Origin of the sequence: Pseudoalteromonas sp. XMcav2-N, assembly GCF_024124545.1 — a bacterium.
Lineage (GTDB): Bacteria > Pseudomonadota > Gammaproteobacteria > Enterobacterales > Alteromonadaceae > Pseudoalteromonas.
Window position 1 is genome coordinate 13,000 of sequence record NZ_JAMXSF010000010.1, and the last position, 15,201, is coordinate 28,200.

A 15,201-nucleotide genomic window follows, 5' to 3' on the forward strand; every position below is an offset into this window, starting at 1 on the left:
ACAGGGAGTTGTGCGGGATGACCGCGTATGGGGTCATTCCGGTGTTAGATTGGCCTCCAGTACCAAAGCGTCCCCATGACGAAGTATGAGGTCATTTCGGTATTAGATTAGCCTCCAATACCAAAGAGTCCCCAGTTCCTCACCTTCCCTCGTCATCCCGGCCAACGAGCCGGGAACCATTCGTCAGTCAATTAAAGTGCTACAGATAATAACGCTGAGTGTCAGATAACGAGATACAGTACGCTTTTTACTGAGTAAAGATTGCCAAACCGAACCGCCGGTAAGTAGATCCCGCATCAAGTGCGGGATGACAGGGGGTTGTGCGGAATAACAGGGAGTTGTGCGGAATAACAGGGAGTTGTGCGGAATGACCGCGTATGGGGTCATTCCGGTGTTAGATTGGCCTACAGTACCAAGTACGGTAATCAAATGAACAACCTAAGCTCTTACCTGCGATTCAGTCAGGTGATGTTGTGCCGCCAGCCCTCGGTCTTCAAGGACCACATACAGACAGGGCAAAATAAACAACACCAGGAAAGACGAAGCCGCAATACCAAAGAGCAAACTCACCACCAGCGGCTGTAAGATTTGCGCCTGCAAGCTGGTTTCCAGTAGCAACGGTAGCATGCCTGCGACTGTGGTTGCGGTGGTGATAAATACCGCTCTGAACCTTTCTAGTGCGGCCTGCACCGCAGCCTGGTGGGCATCCAGCCCCTCCTTTTGATGTTCCTTAATATAGGTGACCAACAAAATGGAGTCATTCACCACAATGCCCGCCAGGGATACAAACCCCATCATGCTGGGAATGGTAAAATCGTAGCCCAGTAACACATGCCCCCAAAGTGCGCCAATCAGAGCCAGTGGTATAGCCAGCATGACCATCACAGGCTCCATATAACTTCTGAACTGAAAACTCAAAATGATAAACACACCGACCAGACCCATCAGGAACTTCTTACCGATAGATGAACCTGTACTGCCCCCTTCTTTCACCTCACCTTCATAGCTTACTGACAGAGACGGATACTTATCCAGCAGCTGGGCAACGACAGTTTTGTCGACCGCGGCAATTATCTCGCCGGTATTGGCAATCGCAGCATCAACATCACCAATGATGGTCACCGAACGTTGACCATCAACCCGATTAATCCGTGCATAGCCCCGGGCCGGGATAAGCTCTGCCACTGCCGATAACGGGATCTGCCTGCCATCGGCCAGTGTGATTGGGTAATTCTGTAGCTGCCACCAGGATGCCTTATCTTCTTTTCTTAGTCGTACGTCCAGTTCAATAGTTTCGTCTCCACGCTGAAACTCATCGGCCTTTTGACCGAAAAAAGCGGTTCTGAGCTGGTTGGCAATCGTTGCCCCATCAACACCCAAAGACATAGCCCCCGGCAACAGACGCACCAGCCACTCCTCCTTACCCGGGCGCAGATCATCCATCAGATTTTGCACACCATCATACTCGGCCAGCGCCTGCTGGATTTCAAACGAGGCACTCGATAACATGGCGAGATCATTGCCATACAAGCGGATCTCTATTGCCCGCCCGGCTGGGCCAACTGCTGGTTGCTTAAAGGCCAGCGCCAGCGCGCCCGGGATTTCACCGACTGCATCACGCCAGCGATCCTGAAGTACCAGCAGGCTGGTATTGCGCGTTTCAGCCGTGAGCAAATCGGCACGTACAGTGGCAACATGGGTCCCTTCTTCACCGGCATCCTGATTGTTGTTGTATTCAACTATCACATTTTGCACCAGCGCCTGCTGCTCAGGTTGCACTGGTGTAAGCTCCTGATTTAGTTTGTTAAGTTCATCTACTGCGTGGGCAACCAGCTGTTCAGTCTCGTATAACGGCGTGCCTTGCGGCATCAGCAGTCTCATTTCAAGAATATCGCCTTCCAGCTCGGGGAACGCTTTGAACTTTAAAAATCCCCCCGCCATTAAAGAAATACTGAGGAAGAACAGCGCCAGTACCCCACCAACTGCGGCATAACGGTAAGTCACCACACGTTCAACCCATTCAACCAGTACCTCTGTGCGAAAGCGTTCAAAGCGCTGATTAAACCGAGCTTTGAATCCAGACTCCGGCTCATCCTGTTTTTTATGCAGTGAATGCAACAGATGATTGGGCAAAATAAGGAAAGCCTCGACCAGACTCACCACCAGCACAGCCAGCAGCATTTGCGGAAACACCTTCATGATTTGACCAATATCACCGGCGATAAAGGCCAGCCCGACAAACACTGATGCCGTGGTTAAAAAAGACGACAGTACGCCAGGCGCTACTTGTTTTACGCCTTTAATCACCCCGTCATCAATGCTTTCACCTCGCTCAACATGGCTGGCAATACTCTCAGCAATCACTATCGCATCATCCATCAGAATACCTATGGCCATGAGCATGCCAACCATAGAGATCATATTGATACTCACGCCCAGCACAGTCATCAGCCAGAATGCCCCAAGAAAGGAAATAGGTAGCCCCATCGACACCCAAAAAGAATAACGCCAGGTGAAAAACAGCCACATTACCGCAAAGACAAGCAGAAAACCTTGCCAGGAGTTAGTCGTCAACATGGCCAGGCGATCAGAGACAATTTTTGCCTGATCAGAGGTCAATGCCATCTCAATACCTGCAGGCAGTAGCCGGCGTTCTGACTCAACAAATTTATACACTTGCTCGACCAGATCGAGCGCATCCTGTGCTTTGGTTTTCTTAATTTTCAGCAGTGCAGCAGGTTTACCATTAAACTCAACTTTCGCCTCATCCAGTTCAAACCGCTCCGTGATCTGACCAAGATCTTTCAATTTTAGCTGGCCGCCAGACTGAGTGCTGGCAATCACCAGCTCGCCCAACTCTTTGGCCGTCACCCCTTGCTGGTCAAAGCGAATTTGCAGAGTTTTTCCCTGAGTCTCTAAATTACCTGCCGGCAGTTTGATATTTTGCCGTTCAATATGGCTTACGACATCATTGATGGACAATCCATATTGACGCAGTAAAGCCAGCGACAACTCAACTCGTAACTGTCGATCTGAAAAACCATGAATTTCTACCAAAGAGATATCGGGTAATCGCTGCAACTTATGCTTAACTGACTCAGCATAATCTTTGAGTTCCGCAGAAGGTAAATCTGCACTGATGGCCAAAGTGATCAGGGACTCGGTACGGCCAAGTTCCTTAATGACCGGGCTTTCAGCCTTGTCCGGAAACGTGTCGATGGCATCTACCTCGGTTTTTACATCCGACATCAGTCGGGTGATATCACCACCTTCTTGCATCTCGACTATCATTTTGGCCATGCTTTCGCGCGCTTCACAGCTGATCTGCTCTATGTCGCTGAGCCCATCCATTGCTTCTTCCAGTGGCACACATAATGCCAGTTCCGATTCCTCCGGATTGGCCCCGGGATATGGCACACTGACCTGAATTTGACTGGGTGCAATTTCCGGAAAAGTTTCCCGCTTAAGCTGTGGCAGTGCGCTCAGCCCAAGTACAATAATGGCCAACATAAGCAAGTTGGCTGCCGTCGGGTGACGGGCAAAGTAGGCAATCATAACGTCTGCTCCTCGCTCACCTGATTTTGAGTGCGCAATGCACGACCCGGCACAGCGGGGATCACATCACTTACGACTATCACTTCACCTTCACGCACACCGCTTCTGATCACAGTTCGGCCATTGGATTCAAATGCCACTTCAACGTGACGGATCGTCAGTTTTCCGTCTTCGAGCAGATAAAGTCTGCGACCATGAAGTGCGTCGGAAGGCACCGACAACAGCGGCCTTGGCGCACCTTTTACTTTAACCTGCACATACATATCGCTGATCAAAGGTGGCCGTTTGCCAGGCTCAAAAGCTTTGTAATCAAACGCTACGTCGACAATCAAGGTGACCGTATTACCTTCAGGGTCAATACTCTCACCCACACTGGTTAACTTGCCCTGCCAGCTATACTGTTTATTACCAATATATAAACTGGCCTCAGCTTCGAGGTCCCAGGTTTGTACATCCGGAAACTCCCCTTTAATCAGTTGAGGAGACAGGTATTGTCCAAAATGCCGCATATCGCTGAGTGCAACCTGTACCGGTATCTCCATCAGGTCCGTTCGGTGCGCTGTGACCAGGCTTTCACGCTCGGCAACCACTTGCTGCATCTCAACGTTCACATTGGCTATTCGCGCGTCAAACGGTAAGGTGATGGTGGTTTTTGCCAGTTTGCGCTCGGCCTCACTCAGCCTGGCCTGTGCCAGTTTAACTTTAGCCTGTGCCACTGCCATATTATCGGGATGCTGGTCCACGGCGTTTTTCACATCCAGGACTTTTTGCTCTTGTGCCCAAACATTAGCCTGCTCGGCATCCACCGTAGAAGCAGACACAGAGCCCGAATTTAAAAGCCCCTGCTTACGTTTCAGCTCCTTTTGCAACACACTCAGGCGCTGCTCTTCCAGTCTCAGCGATAACGCCAGCTTTTCATCGTTAAGCTGAGTACGAGACAGCTCGGCTTCCGCGGAATTAAGGTCGGATCGAGCCTGAGCCAGCTTTAGCTCATAATCAATGGGGTCTATTTTCAGCAGTACGGTGCCAGCGCTAAGCGCTTTACCTTTTTCCAGCTTTGGATGTCGATAGATGACTCGACCACTGACTTCAGACAATGCCTGCCAACGCTCTTTTGGCCGCACCCTGCCAAACCCTGTCACATAAGGTTCGATCAGAGTACTTTTAACTTCAGCCGTCTCGACCAGTAACGCATCTACGCCATTGCGGTGTTTTTGTGGCGGCTTTTTCCCCGACGCCAGGGCCACTAAAATGACAATACCCAGCACAGGTAATACCAACAGCCAGCGTCTTTGTTGCCAGTTAATCTTCATGCTTTTCTCGCTCTTTAAAACAGCCATACTTGAACATATTGGCATTGTGGGTTGCCATTTTTGACAGCTGCTCATCGTTAAATTCAATGCCCATAGCTTTGGCCATGCCTTCACGCATATACCAGGGGAAAATCAACAACCCCATCAGGTTCAAAATGAGTAACCTGTCGTCCAGTTCATCTTTGATCAGCCCTTGCTGCTTAAACTGGGCAAGCATGCCGAAGAAAAACGGCTTGCGGGTATTTTGTAGTTTGTCTATCAGATAGTCGCGGCAGATCCCCTGTTCAAGCACAATTTCCTTAAACATTAAAATAGGAAATGACGGCGACTGTTTGATCACGTCATAAAAGATGTGAAAGATATCTTCCAGGTCAAATGGCTTGTCATCACCAATTGCTTGCTCAATGCCAGTAATAACCTCACCTGTTACCTCCATAAACATAGCCTTGTAAAGACCTTCTTTGTTTTCAAAGTAGTAGCGGATCAACGCTGCATCTACACCGGCTTCCTGTGCCAGCATGCGCGTAGTAACCTGTGAATAGGGTGCCGTGGTAAAGCAACGTCTGGCAGCCAGCACCAGGCGGGCTCTGCCATCTTCATCGTTTTTGTCGGGACGACCTCGGGTTTTCATAATGCTCCTGTATGTCTCTGCTCGCTCCGTACCAGTCAATCGCCAGTCGAATGAGCAGAACGTTAATTCAACACCTGATGAATAAAGTAATTCTAGGGCACTGATAATTTTTGACCACAGAAACAATTCTCCAATTCGCGGTGGTTTGATGAATAGCAACGCTGAGGTTGCCTGCTTGGCGCTTCCTGCTCGGTGATTCGATCCTGAACTTCTCCACGGCTTCCGATACGCTCGTCCTCCAGCTCACCTCTATTCTTCGTCCTGCTAACCTCAATTTTTCATCCAGATCACCTCGTCATCCCGGCCAGCGAGCCGGGAACCATTCGCCAGTCAATTCAAGTCCTACAGATAATGACGCTGAGTGTCAGATAACGAGATGCAGTGCGCTTTTTACTGAGTAAAGATTGCCAAACCGAGCCGCCGGTAAGTAGATCCCGCATCAAGTGCGGGATGACAGGGAGTTGTGCGGGATGACCGCGTATAGGGTCATTTCGGTGTTAGATTGACCTCCAGTACCAAAGAGTCCCCATGACGAAGTATGAGTTCATTCCGGTGTTAGATTGGCCTCCAGTACCAAAGCGTCCCCAGCTCCTCACCTACCCTCGTCATCCCGGCCAGCGAGGCGGGAACCATTCGGCAATCAATTCAAGTCCTACAGATAATAACGCTGAGTGTCAGATAACGAGATGCAGTGCGCTTTTTACTGAGTAAAGATTGCCAAACCGAGCCGCCGGTAAGTAGATCCCGCATCAAGTGCGGGATGACAGGGAGTTGTGCGGGATGACAGGGAGTTGTGCGGGATGACCGCGTATAGGGTCATTTCGGTGTTAGATTGACCTCCAGTACCAAAGCGTCCCCATGACGAAGTATGAGTTCATTCCGGTGTTAGATTGGCCTCCAGTACCAAAGCGTCCCCAGCTCCTCACCTACCCTCGTCATCCCGGCCAGCGAGCCGGGAACCATTCGGCAGTCAATTCAAGTCCTACAGATAATAACGCTGAGTGTCAGAAAACGAGATGCAGCGCGCTTTTTACTGAGTAAAGATTGCCAAACCGAGCCACCGGTAAGTAGATCCCGCATCAAGTGCGGGATGACAGGGAGTTGTGCGGGATGGCGGTGTTTGGGGCTATGACAGTGTTAGTTTGATTACTTGTGCTTATGAGCAACCGATACTAGAGCTCGCGCTTACCGGTCAAAAAAGAAACATTTTGCTAACGTAAAACACGTTAAGCGCGGCCTTTTAGTGCTGGGTAGTAAGTTTCCCGTTAAAAAAGTTACAACTAATGAACACATTAATATTCAATTAGGCTATGATTTAACACTATAACAACATGGTTGCATAACAATCTCTGCAAAAAAACGAACTAAAGGACATAGCAACCAGGTACATAACCCGTTGAATAACAATACTTGAAGGAGCCAAGATATGTTCGAACAATTTAAGTCATGGGCCACGTCGGCGCACAAATCAGGCACAGACATGTTTACTTCCAGCCTGGTAACACTAAGCGATGTACAGATTAAAACCGTTTTTAATCAAGGGGTTCACGATATTGCAAAGTACTCCCGCAACGGCCGCTCGGTCTATATCAAGCATGTTTATCTAAACAGGCTAAACGACACGGTAAAGCCAAACATCAGTGCCAGCGATATCGACTTTTTCCGCTCATTAGACCAAATATTTCAATATTGTTATGTGCTGGTCTATGTTAAATGCCCCCGTTCAAACAAGTATGATACCGCGTTCTTTTTGGATGATTACGAGGCTATCAAAGGGATCAGTAAAAGCGAGGCCATGCAACGTCAGACAGATTTAACCTCCATTGCCCGAATCATACGAAGTGAGCTGCTTTAAACTGCCTCACTTTGCAGTGTTGAGATTTGCCCATTAAGCTTGATTAATTGCTTTGCGTTGGTTGCCAGTTTCTTGGTAATTCCCCCTACAATTACGCACCAAAACAATATCCAATATACAAACTAATTCACCTCAAGCTTACATTGCGCTAAAATACGCAACGACGCTGTTCCTGAGTGCTTTCTCGTACACCTTTGAACATTTTCCGGCCTAAATGTATAAAAAGTAGAAAACCAAAACGTTTACAGAGTGAATAATAGCCGTACAAACCTAAAAGCTGAGAAGTGATGAATGTTTTCATCAATTGCAGGACGCATGGTATTAAACATTGCAGCAACGTTACAATAAAGTAAAATATAATCAATATACCTCTTACAGGAAATAATATGAAGAACAGTCCAGGGAAGAGAAAACGGCAAATTGACAAGTTTAAAGTACAAATGCAGCGATCTATCCGGCAAATGCGCATTGAGGTGGGCTTGAGTCAGAGGGAATTAGCTGCCAAAATGTCCTCAAAAGTTGACCAATCCACTGTGAGTAACTGGGAAAGTGGAAAAACAGAAATGACCAGTGCCCAATTACTGGACTTATTTCTGATCTTTGGTAAAGATATGGTGGCGATGTACTTCGGCTTCTTGAATAACGCAGAAAAAGAGTCAGACACCAAAAAAGAACAAGAAGAGAAGGAGTCTTAGGATGGATTTTGGTACTTTTATTACGTATGCCCCACTTCCGATAATCATATTTGCTTTGTTAGCTACGTGGAAATATGAGTGCTCGCGTTACTTTCTCTTCCTGTTATTAATAGTAGAGCTAATTGACGAAGCGCTGTATAAGACCAGCTTAACATGGACTACACACCACTACTTGTATTGCATGATTTTAGATGTCATGTTTGTGGCTCCCATTCTATATCGAAAAGCAACATCTAACTGGCTGTATAATAAGACAGGTTTGGACTTTTTTAGAAGGGTCTATGAGTCTCATCACTATTCCTTGCAGGAAATTGGTTTACTGTTGATCTTTAGTCTCAACTTCGTGATTAACTTCATTGTTTATATAGAGATATGGCTCTATAAGCTTTATGTAATCGACAACCCTTACATTAAGCTTATATTCAGAAACCCCATTCAAATTGGTTTACATTTGTTTGGTATATGTGCACTACTTACTTACGTTGTAAAAACACCTCTACGGGAGAAACACTATCATGATTAGAATACCAACAGACTTATTAAGAAAAATTCATGCAGGTTTGGGCGGCGGTGGTGGTGGCGGTGGTCCTGGCCTTCCAGACCGTACCGCTGTTTACATACCACCTGTTCCAAAGAATAAATGCGGCTAGCCTCTAAATAGTCTCACGTTTGCTAACTTTTTCATTAGCTACACATATTGAAAAACGCCTTTAAGGATAGATATTATCATGGCTAAAGTTCCAAGAAATTCACTTGTAAAAGTTTATGATGGCGGCGGCACCGGTGGTCCAGATCTACCGGATAGGACGGCTGTTTATACGCCACCCGTTTGCAAAAAGAAGCCTGGATAGCAACTGGCTCTTTTCTAGAAGCACCGTTGGAATAGTAATACACAAGTGGCTAGCATCACATTAAAGTAATAGTTGCTTTCCTTGCTGTAATTCCTACAGCGCGTTTTCTATTACATATCTATATCCTCATCTTTTAGAGCTCTTAGCTTTATCGGTTATAATTTTTCTAAATAGCTAAAATTATTGACTATGAGCTCTATTCGTTGATGAATATATTCATCACATGATTCCTAGCCATAAGACTTCATCCTTCCGCTATAGTTAGCCCCATTAATATATTCATTAAAAGTAGCTAACCCATTCTTATTTATTGATACATAGTATCTGTTGTGTAAAATTCTTCTCCACATAAAACTTGCGGATATAAGAATGACAACAACAACAGGGAAGCGCAAAAAGGAAATTGATAAGTTCAAGCTGCAGTTACAACGCTCTATTCGACAGATGCGCCAGGAGATGGGGCTCAGTCAGCGAGAGCTCGCCGCCAAAATGACCTCAAAAGTAGACCAATCCACCGTCAGTAACTGGGAAAGCGGTAAAACCGAAATGACCAGTGCACAGCTACTCGACCTGTTTCTAATTTTTGGTAAGGACATGGTCAGTATGTATTTTGGCTTTGTTACGAGTAGTGAAGCTAAAGACTCCGATGAAGAGCAAGACGAGGAGGATAAATAGAATGGACATCAGCATATATGACTTCGTCTATTATCTAACATTTATTGCGATGATAATTGCACTTGTTTCGACCTGGAAATATGAGTGCTCTCGCTACTTTTTACTATTTCTTTTTGGTCTTGAGGCAATCGATGATGCCATACTCCCTATAACCTTGACCTGGACAACACACTTTTACCTTTATTGCATCGTGTTCGATTTGATATTTTGTATTCCTATCATTTACAGAAAACATATCGCGTACTGGATATATCAAAAAACACACTGGGATTTTTTCCGCCGAGTCTATAACAATCACCACCTCGCACTGCAGGAAATAGGACTTCTGATGTTGTTCGGGGTTGACATAGCAATTAACTTCATTGTTTATATCGAAGTTTGGTTATATAAATGGAAGTTTCTGGATCAGCTCTTCATAAAGAACAACATCCGATTAAACGTTGTACTGTTTATAAACTTTTTCACGCTCTGTGCACTCGTCACCTACGCTGCTAAAGCAAGAGCCAGAGAAGAGTTCTATCGTACGAATAAGGCACCGGAATCGTCGACAATATAAAGATAACTAGCCGTCATCCCGGCCAACGAGCCGGGAACCATCCTACATCCAGCTGGAATGCCACATATAGCTGTATGGATTTTCAGATATCGCTCAAAATTTCTAAACCGCGTCGCCTGTACGTAGATCCCGCATCAAGTGCAGTATGACAAGGAGTCGTGCAGTATGACAAGGAGTGGTGCAGTATGACAAGGAGTCGTGCAGTATGACGAGGATTGGTGCAGGATGACGGAGTGTAGAGTTAACGCAGAGTCATTTTATCGCCTGTGCCAGCGTTCCCCCAGCTCCTCACCTGCTCTCGTCATCCCGGCCAACGAGCCGGGAACCATCAACAACCTTTAGAGCTGCCAGCCCAACAACCGCCTAAAATCGATGTGCTGTTAGCCTTTGTCTTGCCAATTGTGCGTAACTGTTCTCAAACTGCCCTGCTCCGGTCTCAAAAATGGACTGGATCTGGTTGTATTCAAGCAGATCACAGGGGTTATCCTGCTCCAGCCGCATATAATGCTTTAACTGGGAACGTCCGCGTTGCGAGCTCATAAGGTAATAGATAAATGCCCAGCTACTTTTGTACATTCGCCTTTGTGCTTTACCTCTCCAGGAACCGGCCGCCTCAAACAAGCTATTGGGATGCACCAAAGTACCTACCAGATAATCGTTACGCACCCAGGTTTTATTGGGTTTTAACTTGCTCAGGTTCATAGACGTTTCTATGTACTCAAAATATTCTGCTACTCCCTCGTTAAACCAACGTGGCGAATTACCCAGCACAGCCTGATTAATCGCGTGAACCGCTTCATGGACAGCGGTACGCATGGCCTGTGCTTCGTTACGATATTCCACTACAGCGATATTGTGCTTAGACACGTAAATACCCTGATTGCCGTGCGGGCTGGCATCTAATACTTCAAGCATTTTAATATAGGCGCTGCGATTATTAGCAACGACTATGCGCAGCTTGACTTTACGCATCGCTTGCAGGCCAATCATCCCGGCATAGGTACGAAATACAGCATTCAGCTTTGCCTCAAGGCGATTACGAAAGCCGGTACTCTGCGCGCCCGGATCCAGTTCCAGCTCAAAATAGTCCAACACCTGATTTGCTTTAAACCGATATTGCATCGCGCCCTGCTCTGGCGGCCGGTCGCTAAAGTGCGTGATCCCTCTGTCGTCCTGCCAGGTGTATATACCGTCGGCGTTTTGCATTTTCACTTTACCCAGTGAAGCACTATCGCACTGGTACAGAGCCGGTGTGCCACATGAAGAATGCTCCGAATGTTCAGCTTCTTGATCGTTGGCGTTATATCGTGTAGTAGTTTGGGTGCTGTATTGGGGCTGACTTGCCTCATAAACGGTTTTATTTTGTATAGCAGGCTCAGTAAAGATGTTCACACCCAGCAGATCGGCGATAAGTACACGATTCATATACAGCGCAAACATTACGAATACCAGCAACAGCAGGTTCGATATCCAGTCTTTCATTTATTAAAGCGCCTCCTTGGCGACTGAAGTAGATCTGTAGAAGATGATACACTATGCGTAATCGATACAAATAATTACTCTATTGGGTTAGCGCTATTTTGCAATTGATAGAAGCATAGTTGTTAATCTAAAGAGTTTATAGTCCCCGCACTTACCTGCCTTTTGCCACACTATTCCAGTGTTCCCTTATTTGCTGATATCGACCAGTCTGTACCAGCTTTTTAAGACTGACATTAAACTCATCTCTTAACTGAGGGTCAGCAAATGCAACATAAAACCACAGCGGATTGCTCTCAAAAGGTAATAGCACTTTGCCCCATTGCCTATTAATGACGACAGAAGGCGATTGATTAAGCTCAGACAGGTGCCAGTGCAGTAGCGTGTCGTCAATCAAAATCACATCACACTTGCCGTTCAGCCAGTCAATAACCTGATCGCGCTGCTTTGAAAATTCCAGATAATCTTCTTTACCGGCCACTATTTCATTCAGTTTGAGGTGCTCAGACGCATTTTGCCATGCGCAAATGCTGTGGCTGGCCAAATCTTGCATCGAGTTCAGGGTAAAGTCCGGGTTGCGACTGTGTATTGCATAATTACTGTAAGAGATAAAAGGAATGGAATAATGCAATCCGGGTTGAGCGCGAGACATTTCAACAGCTACGTCAATATCCCCGCGCTCGACCAGACGTTTCATCCGTTTGATTGATACAAACAATGTTTTGTATTGCCACCCCAGAGGCTCGGCTGCCTGTTTAAATAACTCAACACTGATCCCGGAGCCACTTCGCTCATCCACATAAGGCGGGCGGCTAAGACCAAAAGCCACCGTAAGCTCTTTTGCAAATGCATCATGACAAACGAGTAACAGGTTTGAAGTGATAAGTAATTTAATCAATAACTTAAAACCGTCAACCATATTAAAAAGGTGCCTTTTTAGAACTTATTCCAAGCTTGAGTTTAGCATAGAATTACCCAACACTCCGCCAGCACCCGCTGTTTGGGTTTCCTGTTCGCCTGCCATAAACTGCGCAATAAGCCAATTTCTGAATGCCTGAACCTTTGGCCATTCAAAATGAGCAGCAGGCGCGACCAGATAGTACTTGTAACGACACGGCCACGAAAAGTGCGGATAAACATCAAGCTGGCCTAAAGATACAGCCAGTTCTAACAAGCTTTTACGTAGCATGGCTGCCCCCTGTCCGGCAACGGCAGCCTGTAGCACCAGAGCAGCGTTATCTATGCCCATTTGGCTGGGTTTCGGCTCACGATTTCCCAAATCATGATTCAGTGCCGTCCAGGCCTGCTGTGCGTCAGGGCAGATATCCTGAATAAACGGCAATGACGCCAGCTGCGCTTTTAAAGATTTATCAGGGTCGATCAACCCGGGTTTATACACCAACAGTACCGTGTCTTCAGCGATTAATTCGCTTTTTAACCCCGGATATTCGCCCAGCCCAAACCGAATACCAATATCGGCATCGCCATTTCGAAAGTCGGCCTGAGCATCGCTGGGGTCTATACGCAGCTGCAGGTGCGGATTCACCTGATTGAACAATGGCATTTTGGGTAATAGCCAGCAAGTTGCAAATGACGACAATACTGACAAGTTGAGTACATTAGGCTGAGGCTCAGCCTGAAGCGCCTCTATCCCCTGCTCTATTTGGGAAAATGCCTGCGTAAGATGTGGCAGCAATGCCATCCCTTCACGGGTAAGCGTGACTTTTCTGACCTGACGGTCAAATAGTTCGCACCCCAAAGCCGATTCCAATGCCCTGATCTGCTGGCTTATCGCCGCCTGAGTCACAAACAACACCTCTGCCGCGAGCTTAAAGCTCCCCAGCTGCGCGGCAACATGAAAGTACCATAACCCTTTAAATGGCGGCATTTTGTACGCCATCACGCACCTCATAATTAAGTTTTTCTTAACTATAGAAAACAATTACTCGTTTGTCAGCTCAGTGTCGCAGGGTAATACTTGCAGCTGTAAAACACACAACAGGAGCAAAACAATGAGAACCTATTTACTATTAACGCTAGCATTATTGGGCTTATTGGTAAGCAACGCCGTATATGCCCGGTCAACCGTTATGGCAGACAAAGTCTACACCAGCGAAGGATACCCATACAAAAACTTAATTATGAAAGCCGAACGTGTAGAGCTGATCTACAGCGAAGAAGGCAGCACAACCAACTGCCGTGTCAAGGTGCATTCCAACAACCAAGTGTTGGAAAGCAAAAACGTCAACGTATCCCAACAGGACTTTAGCAGCGCCCCGATCACCCACTGTCTGGCACGTAAAACAGCAAAAGCGTTTCTCGGTCAGCTTTAGGTTGGACTAGGCCGACACGCAGATTTACAGAAGACTGAAAAGTCACACCACTCCGCCCCCCACTCGTCATCTAACCTAATCTCCTTTCGCCATCCCGGCCAACGAGCCGGGAACCATCCAACGGAGTGAAGAGTTAATGCGAGGTCGTATACTCACCTGTGTCAAAGGTGCCCCAATTCCACAACTCCTCTCGTCATCCCGGCCAACGAGCCGGGAACCATTCAACGGAGTGAAGAGTTAATATGGTGTCGTTTACTCACCAGTGACAAAACTCCCCGGTTCCACACCTCTTCACGTCATCCCGGCCAATGAGCCGGGAACCATTCAAAGTACAACTCGAACCGCACAGATATTCAGATATGGCGCTAACTTTGCCAAACCGAGTCGCCGGTAAGTAGATCCCGCATCAAGTGCGGGATGACGGAGTGTGAGGTCACTTTATTGACGGAATGTGGGCACTTCAATAACGGCAATGAATTAATTTCTACCTTTAAAACAATCACTTATTATCATAGCAAGCTCCAATCCTTAGGTCATCTAAACATAGGTCAAAGCGAAGAATACAAATCTCGCCAATCCAGATTCCTTTTTTCTATTAGCTCAATTTTCCAACGTCGTCGCCAACGTTTAAGCTGCTTTTCTCGTTTAATTGCACTTTGGATGCTTTGGCTCACTTCATAATAAACAAGGTTTAGTACTTCATACCTAGCGGTAAAACACGATAAATCAATTTTACTCTTGTGCTGCCATACTCGTTGCTTCAGGTTAGTCGTGACACCTGTATATAAAGTGCCACAGGGAGCCGAAGCCATGATGTATACATATGCTTGCATCAGGATATCCTTTCCTTCTTTTCGTATAAAAATTTTAGCCTACAATCTCATCCTCTGTTTCGTATTGTCATAAAAACTAACTCAGTCATCTCGGCCAACGAGCCGACTCGAGCCACACAGATATTCAGATATGGCGCTAACTTTGCCAAACCGAGTCGCCGGCAAGTAGATCCCGCATCAAGTGCGGGATGACGTAGTGTGGTGTCAATACGGTCGTTTGATCACTTGTGTCAAAGGTGCCCCAATTCCACAATTCCTCTCGTCATCCCGGCCAACGAGCCGGGAACCATCCAACGGAGTGAAGAGTTAATATAGTGTCGTGTACTCACCAGAGACAAAGATCCCCAATTCCACAATTCCTCTCGTCATCCCGGCCAGCGAGCCGGGAACCATCCAACGGAGTGAAGAGTTAATATGGTGTCGTG

11 protein-coding genes are annotated in these 15,201 nt (G+C 46.7%); 4 read left to right on the forward strand and 7 right to left on the reverse strand.

What is annotated here, in order from left to right:
- Nucleotides 1-438: 438 nt before the first annotated feature.
- From NH568_RS13890 to NH568_RS13900, 3 genes are read right to left on the reverse strand one after another with little or no spacing between them, the layout of a single operon-like run.
- Nucleotides 439-3,555 (reverse strand): efflux RND transporter permease subunit, encoded by a 3,117-nt coding sequence (locus tag NH568_RS13890; RefSeq protein WP_253048230.1) that lies wholly within the window; start codon nucleotides 3,553-3,555, stop codon nucleotides 439-441.
- Entirely contained in the window at nucleotides 3,552-4,868 is a 1,317-nt protein-coding gene (locus NH568_RS13895) for a hypothetical protein (protein WP_253048232.1), read from the reverse strand. The genes NH568_RS13890 and NH568_RS13895 overlap by 4 nt, the downstream gene beginning before the upstream one ends.
- The gene (locus NH568_RS13900; protein WP_253048234.1) at nucleotides 4,858-5,499 is read right to left on the reverse strand and encodes a TetR/AcrR family transcriptional regulator; all 642 of its coding nucleotides are present in this window, start codon (nucleotides 5,497-5,499) and stop codon (nucleotides 4,858-4,860) included. The genes NH568_RS13895 and NH568_RS13900 overlap by 11 nt, the downstream gene beginning before the upstream one ends.
- 1,426 nt (nucleotides 5,500-6,925) lie before the next feature.
- On the opposite strand from NH568_RS13900, the gene NH568_RS13905 reads away from it, so the two are divergent.
- The 3 genes from NH568_RS13905 to NH568_RS13915 all read left to right on the forward strand — a co-directional run bounded on the left by NH568_RS13905 (nucleotide 6,926) and on the right by NH568_RS13915 (nucleotide 9,575).
- Nucleotides 6,926-7,354: a hypothetical protein gene (locus NH568_RS13905; protein ID WP_253048236.1), complete on the forward strand. Its 429-nt coding sequence runs from the start codon at nucleotides 6,926-6,928 to the stop codon at nucleotides 7,352-7,354.
- 386 nt (nucleotides 7,355-7,740) lie between these two features.
- On the forward strand, nucleotides 7,741-8,049 hold the full coding sequence (locus NH568_RS13910; RefSeq protein WP_235577151.1) for a helix-turn-helix transcriptional regulator: 309 nt from the start codon (nucleotides 7,741-7,743) through the stop codon (nucleotides 8,047-8,049).
- A gap of 1,220 nt (nucleotides 8,050-9,269) precedes the next feature.
- Complete coding sequence (locus tag NH568_RS13915; protein ID WP_253048238.1) at nucleotides 9,270-9,575, forward strand: helix-turn-helix transcriptional regulator; 306 nt, start codon at nucleotides 9,270-9,272, stop codon at nucleotides 9,573-9,575.
- Nucleotides 9,576-10,494: 919 nt separating this feature from the next.
- On the opposite strand, the gene NH568_RS13920 is transcribed toward NH568_RS13915, so the two are convergent.
- From NH568_RS13920 to NH568_RS13930, 3 genes are all read right to left on the reverse strand, one after another.
- On the reverse strand, nucleotides 10,495-11,613 hold the full coding sequence (locus NH568_RS13920; protein ID WP_253048240.1) for a DUF4124 domain-containing protein: 1,119 nt from the start codon (nucleotides 11,611-11,613) through the stop codon (nucleotides 10,495-10,497).
- A 151-nt stretch (nucleotides 11,614-11,764) separates the two neighbouring features.
- Entirely contained in the window at nucleotides 11,765-12,529 is a 765-nt protein-coding gene (locus tag NH568_RS13925) for a transporter substrate-binding domain-containing protein (RefSeq protein WP_253048242.1), read from the reverse strand.
- Between the two features lie 24 nt (nucleotides 12,530-12,553).
- A complete protein-coding gene (locus NH568_RS13930; RefSeq protein WP_253048244.1) occupies nucleotides 12,554-13,510 on the reverse strand; it encodes a LysR substrate-binding domain-containing protein in 957 nt (318 codons plus the stop codon).
- Between the two features lie 112 nt (nucleotides 13,511-13,622).
- Between NH568_RS13930 and NH568_RS13935 the strand changes: the two genes are divergently transcribed.
- Entirely contained in the window at nucleotides 13,623-13,943 is a 321-nt protein-coding gene (locus tag NH568_RS13935) for a hypothetical protein (protein WP_253048246.1), read from the forward strand.
- A gap of 548 nt (nucleotides 13,944-14,491) precedes the next feature.
- Here NH568_RS13935 and NH568_RS13940 read toward each other — a convergent pair.
- Complete coding sequence (locus tag NH568_RS13940; protein WP_290444246.1) at nucleotides 14,492-14,776, reverse strand: GIY-YIG nuclease family protein; 285 nt, start codon at nucleotides 14,774-14,776, stop codon at nucleotides 14,492-14,494.
- Between the last annotated feature and the right edge of the window lie 425 nt (nucleotides 14,777-15,201).

What these genes read in the sequence shown, in the direction of transcription:
- NH568_RS13890 (WP_253048230.1), bottom strand. Translation starts at nt 3,555, where the DNA reads ATGATTGCCTACTTTGCCCGTCACCCGACGGCAGCCAACTTGCTTATG.
- NH568_RS13895 (WP_253048232.1), bottom strand. Translation starts at nt 4,868, where the DNA reads ATGAAGATTAACTGGCAACAAAGACGCTGGCTGTTGGTATTACCTGTG.
- NH568_RS13900 (WP_253048234.1), bottom strand. Translation starts at nt 5,499, where the DNA reads ATGAAAACCCGAGGTCGTCCCGACAAAAACGATGAAGATGGCAGAGCC.
- NH568_RS13905 (WP_253048236.1), top strand. Translation starts at nt 6,926, where the DNA reads ATGTTCGAACAATTTAAGTCATGGGCCACGTCGGCGCACAAATCAGGC.
- NH568_RS13910 (WP_235577151.1), top strand. Translation starts at nt 7,741, where the DNA reads ATGAAGAACAGTCCAGGGAAGAGAAAACGGCAAATTGACAAGTTTAAA.
- NH568_RS13915 (WP_253048238.1), top strand. Translation starts at nt 9,270, where the DNA reads ATGACAACAACAACAGGGAAGCGCAAAAAGGAAATTGATAAGTTCAAG.
- NH568_RS13920 (WP_253048240.1), bottom strand. Translation starts at nt 11,613, where the DNA reads ATGAAAGACTGGATATCGAACCTGCTGTTGCTGGTATTCGTAATGTTT.
- NH568_RS13925 (WP_253048242.1), bottom strand. Translation starts at nt 12,529, where the DNA reads ATGGTTGACGGTTTTAAGTTATTGATTAAATTACTTATCACTTCAAAC.
- NH568_RS13930 (WP_253048244.1), bottom strand. Translation starts at nt 13,510, where the DNA reads ATGGCGTACAAAATGCCGCCATTTAAAGGGTTATGGTACTTTCATGTT.
- NH568_RS13935 (WP_253048246.1), top strand. Translation starts at nt 13,623, where the DNA reads ATGAGAACCTATTTACTATTAACGCTAGCATTATTGGGCTTATTGGTA.
- NH568_RS13940 (WP_290444246.1), bottom strand. Translation starts at nt 14,776, where the DNA reads ATGCAAGCATATGTATACATCATGGCTTCGGCTCCCTGTGGCACTTTA.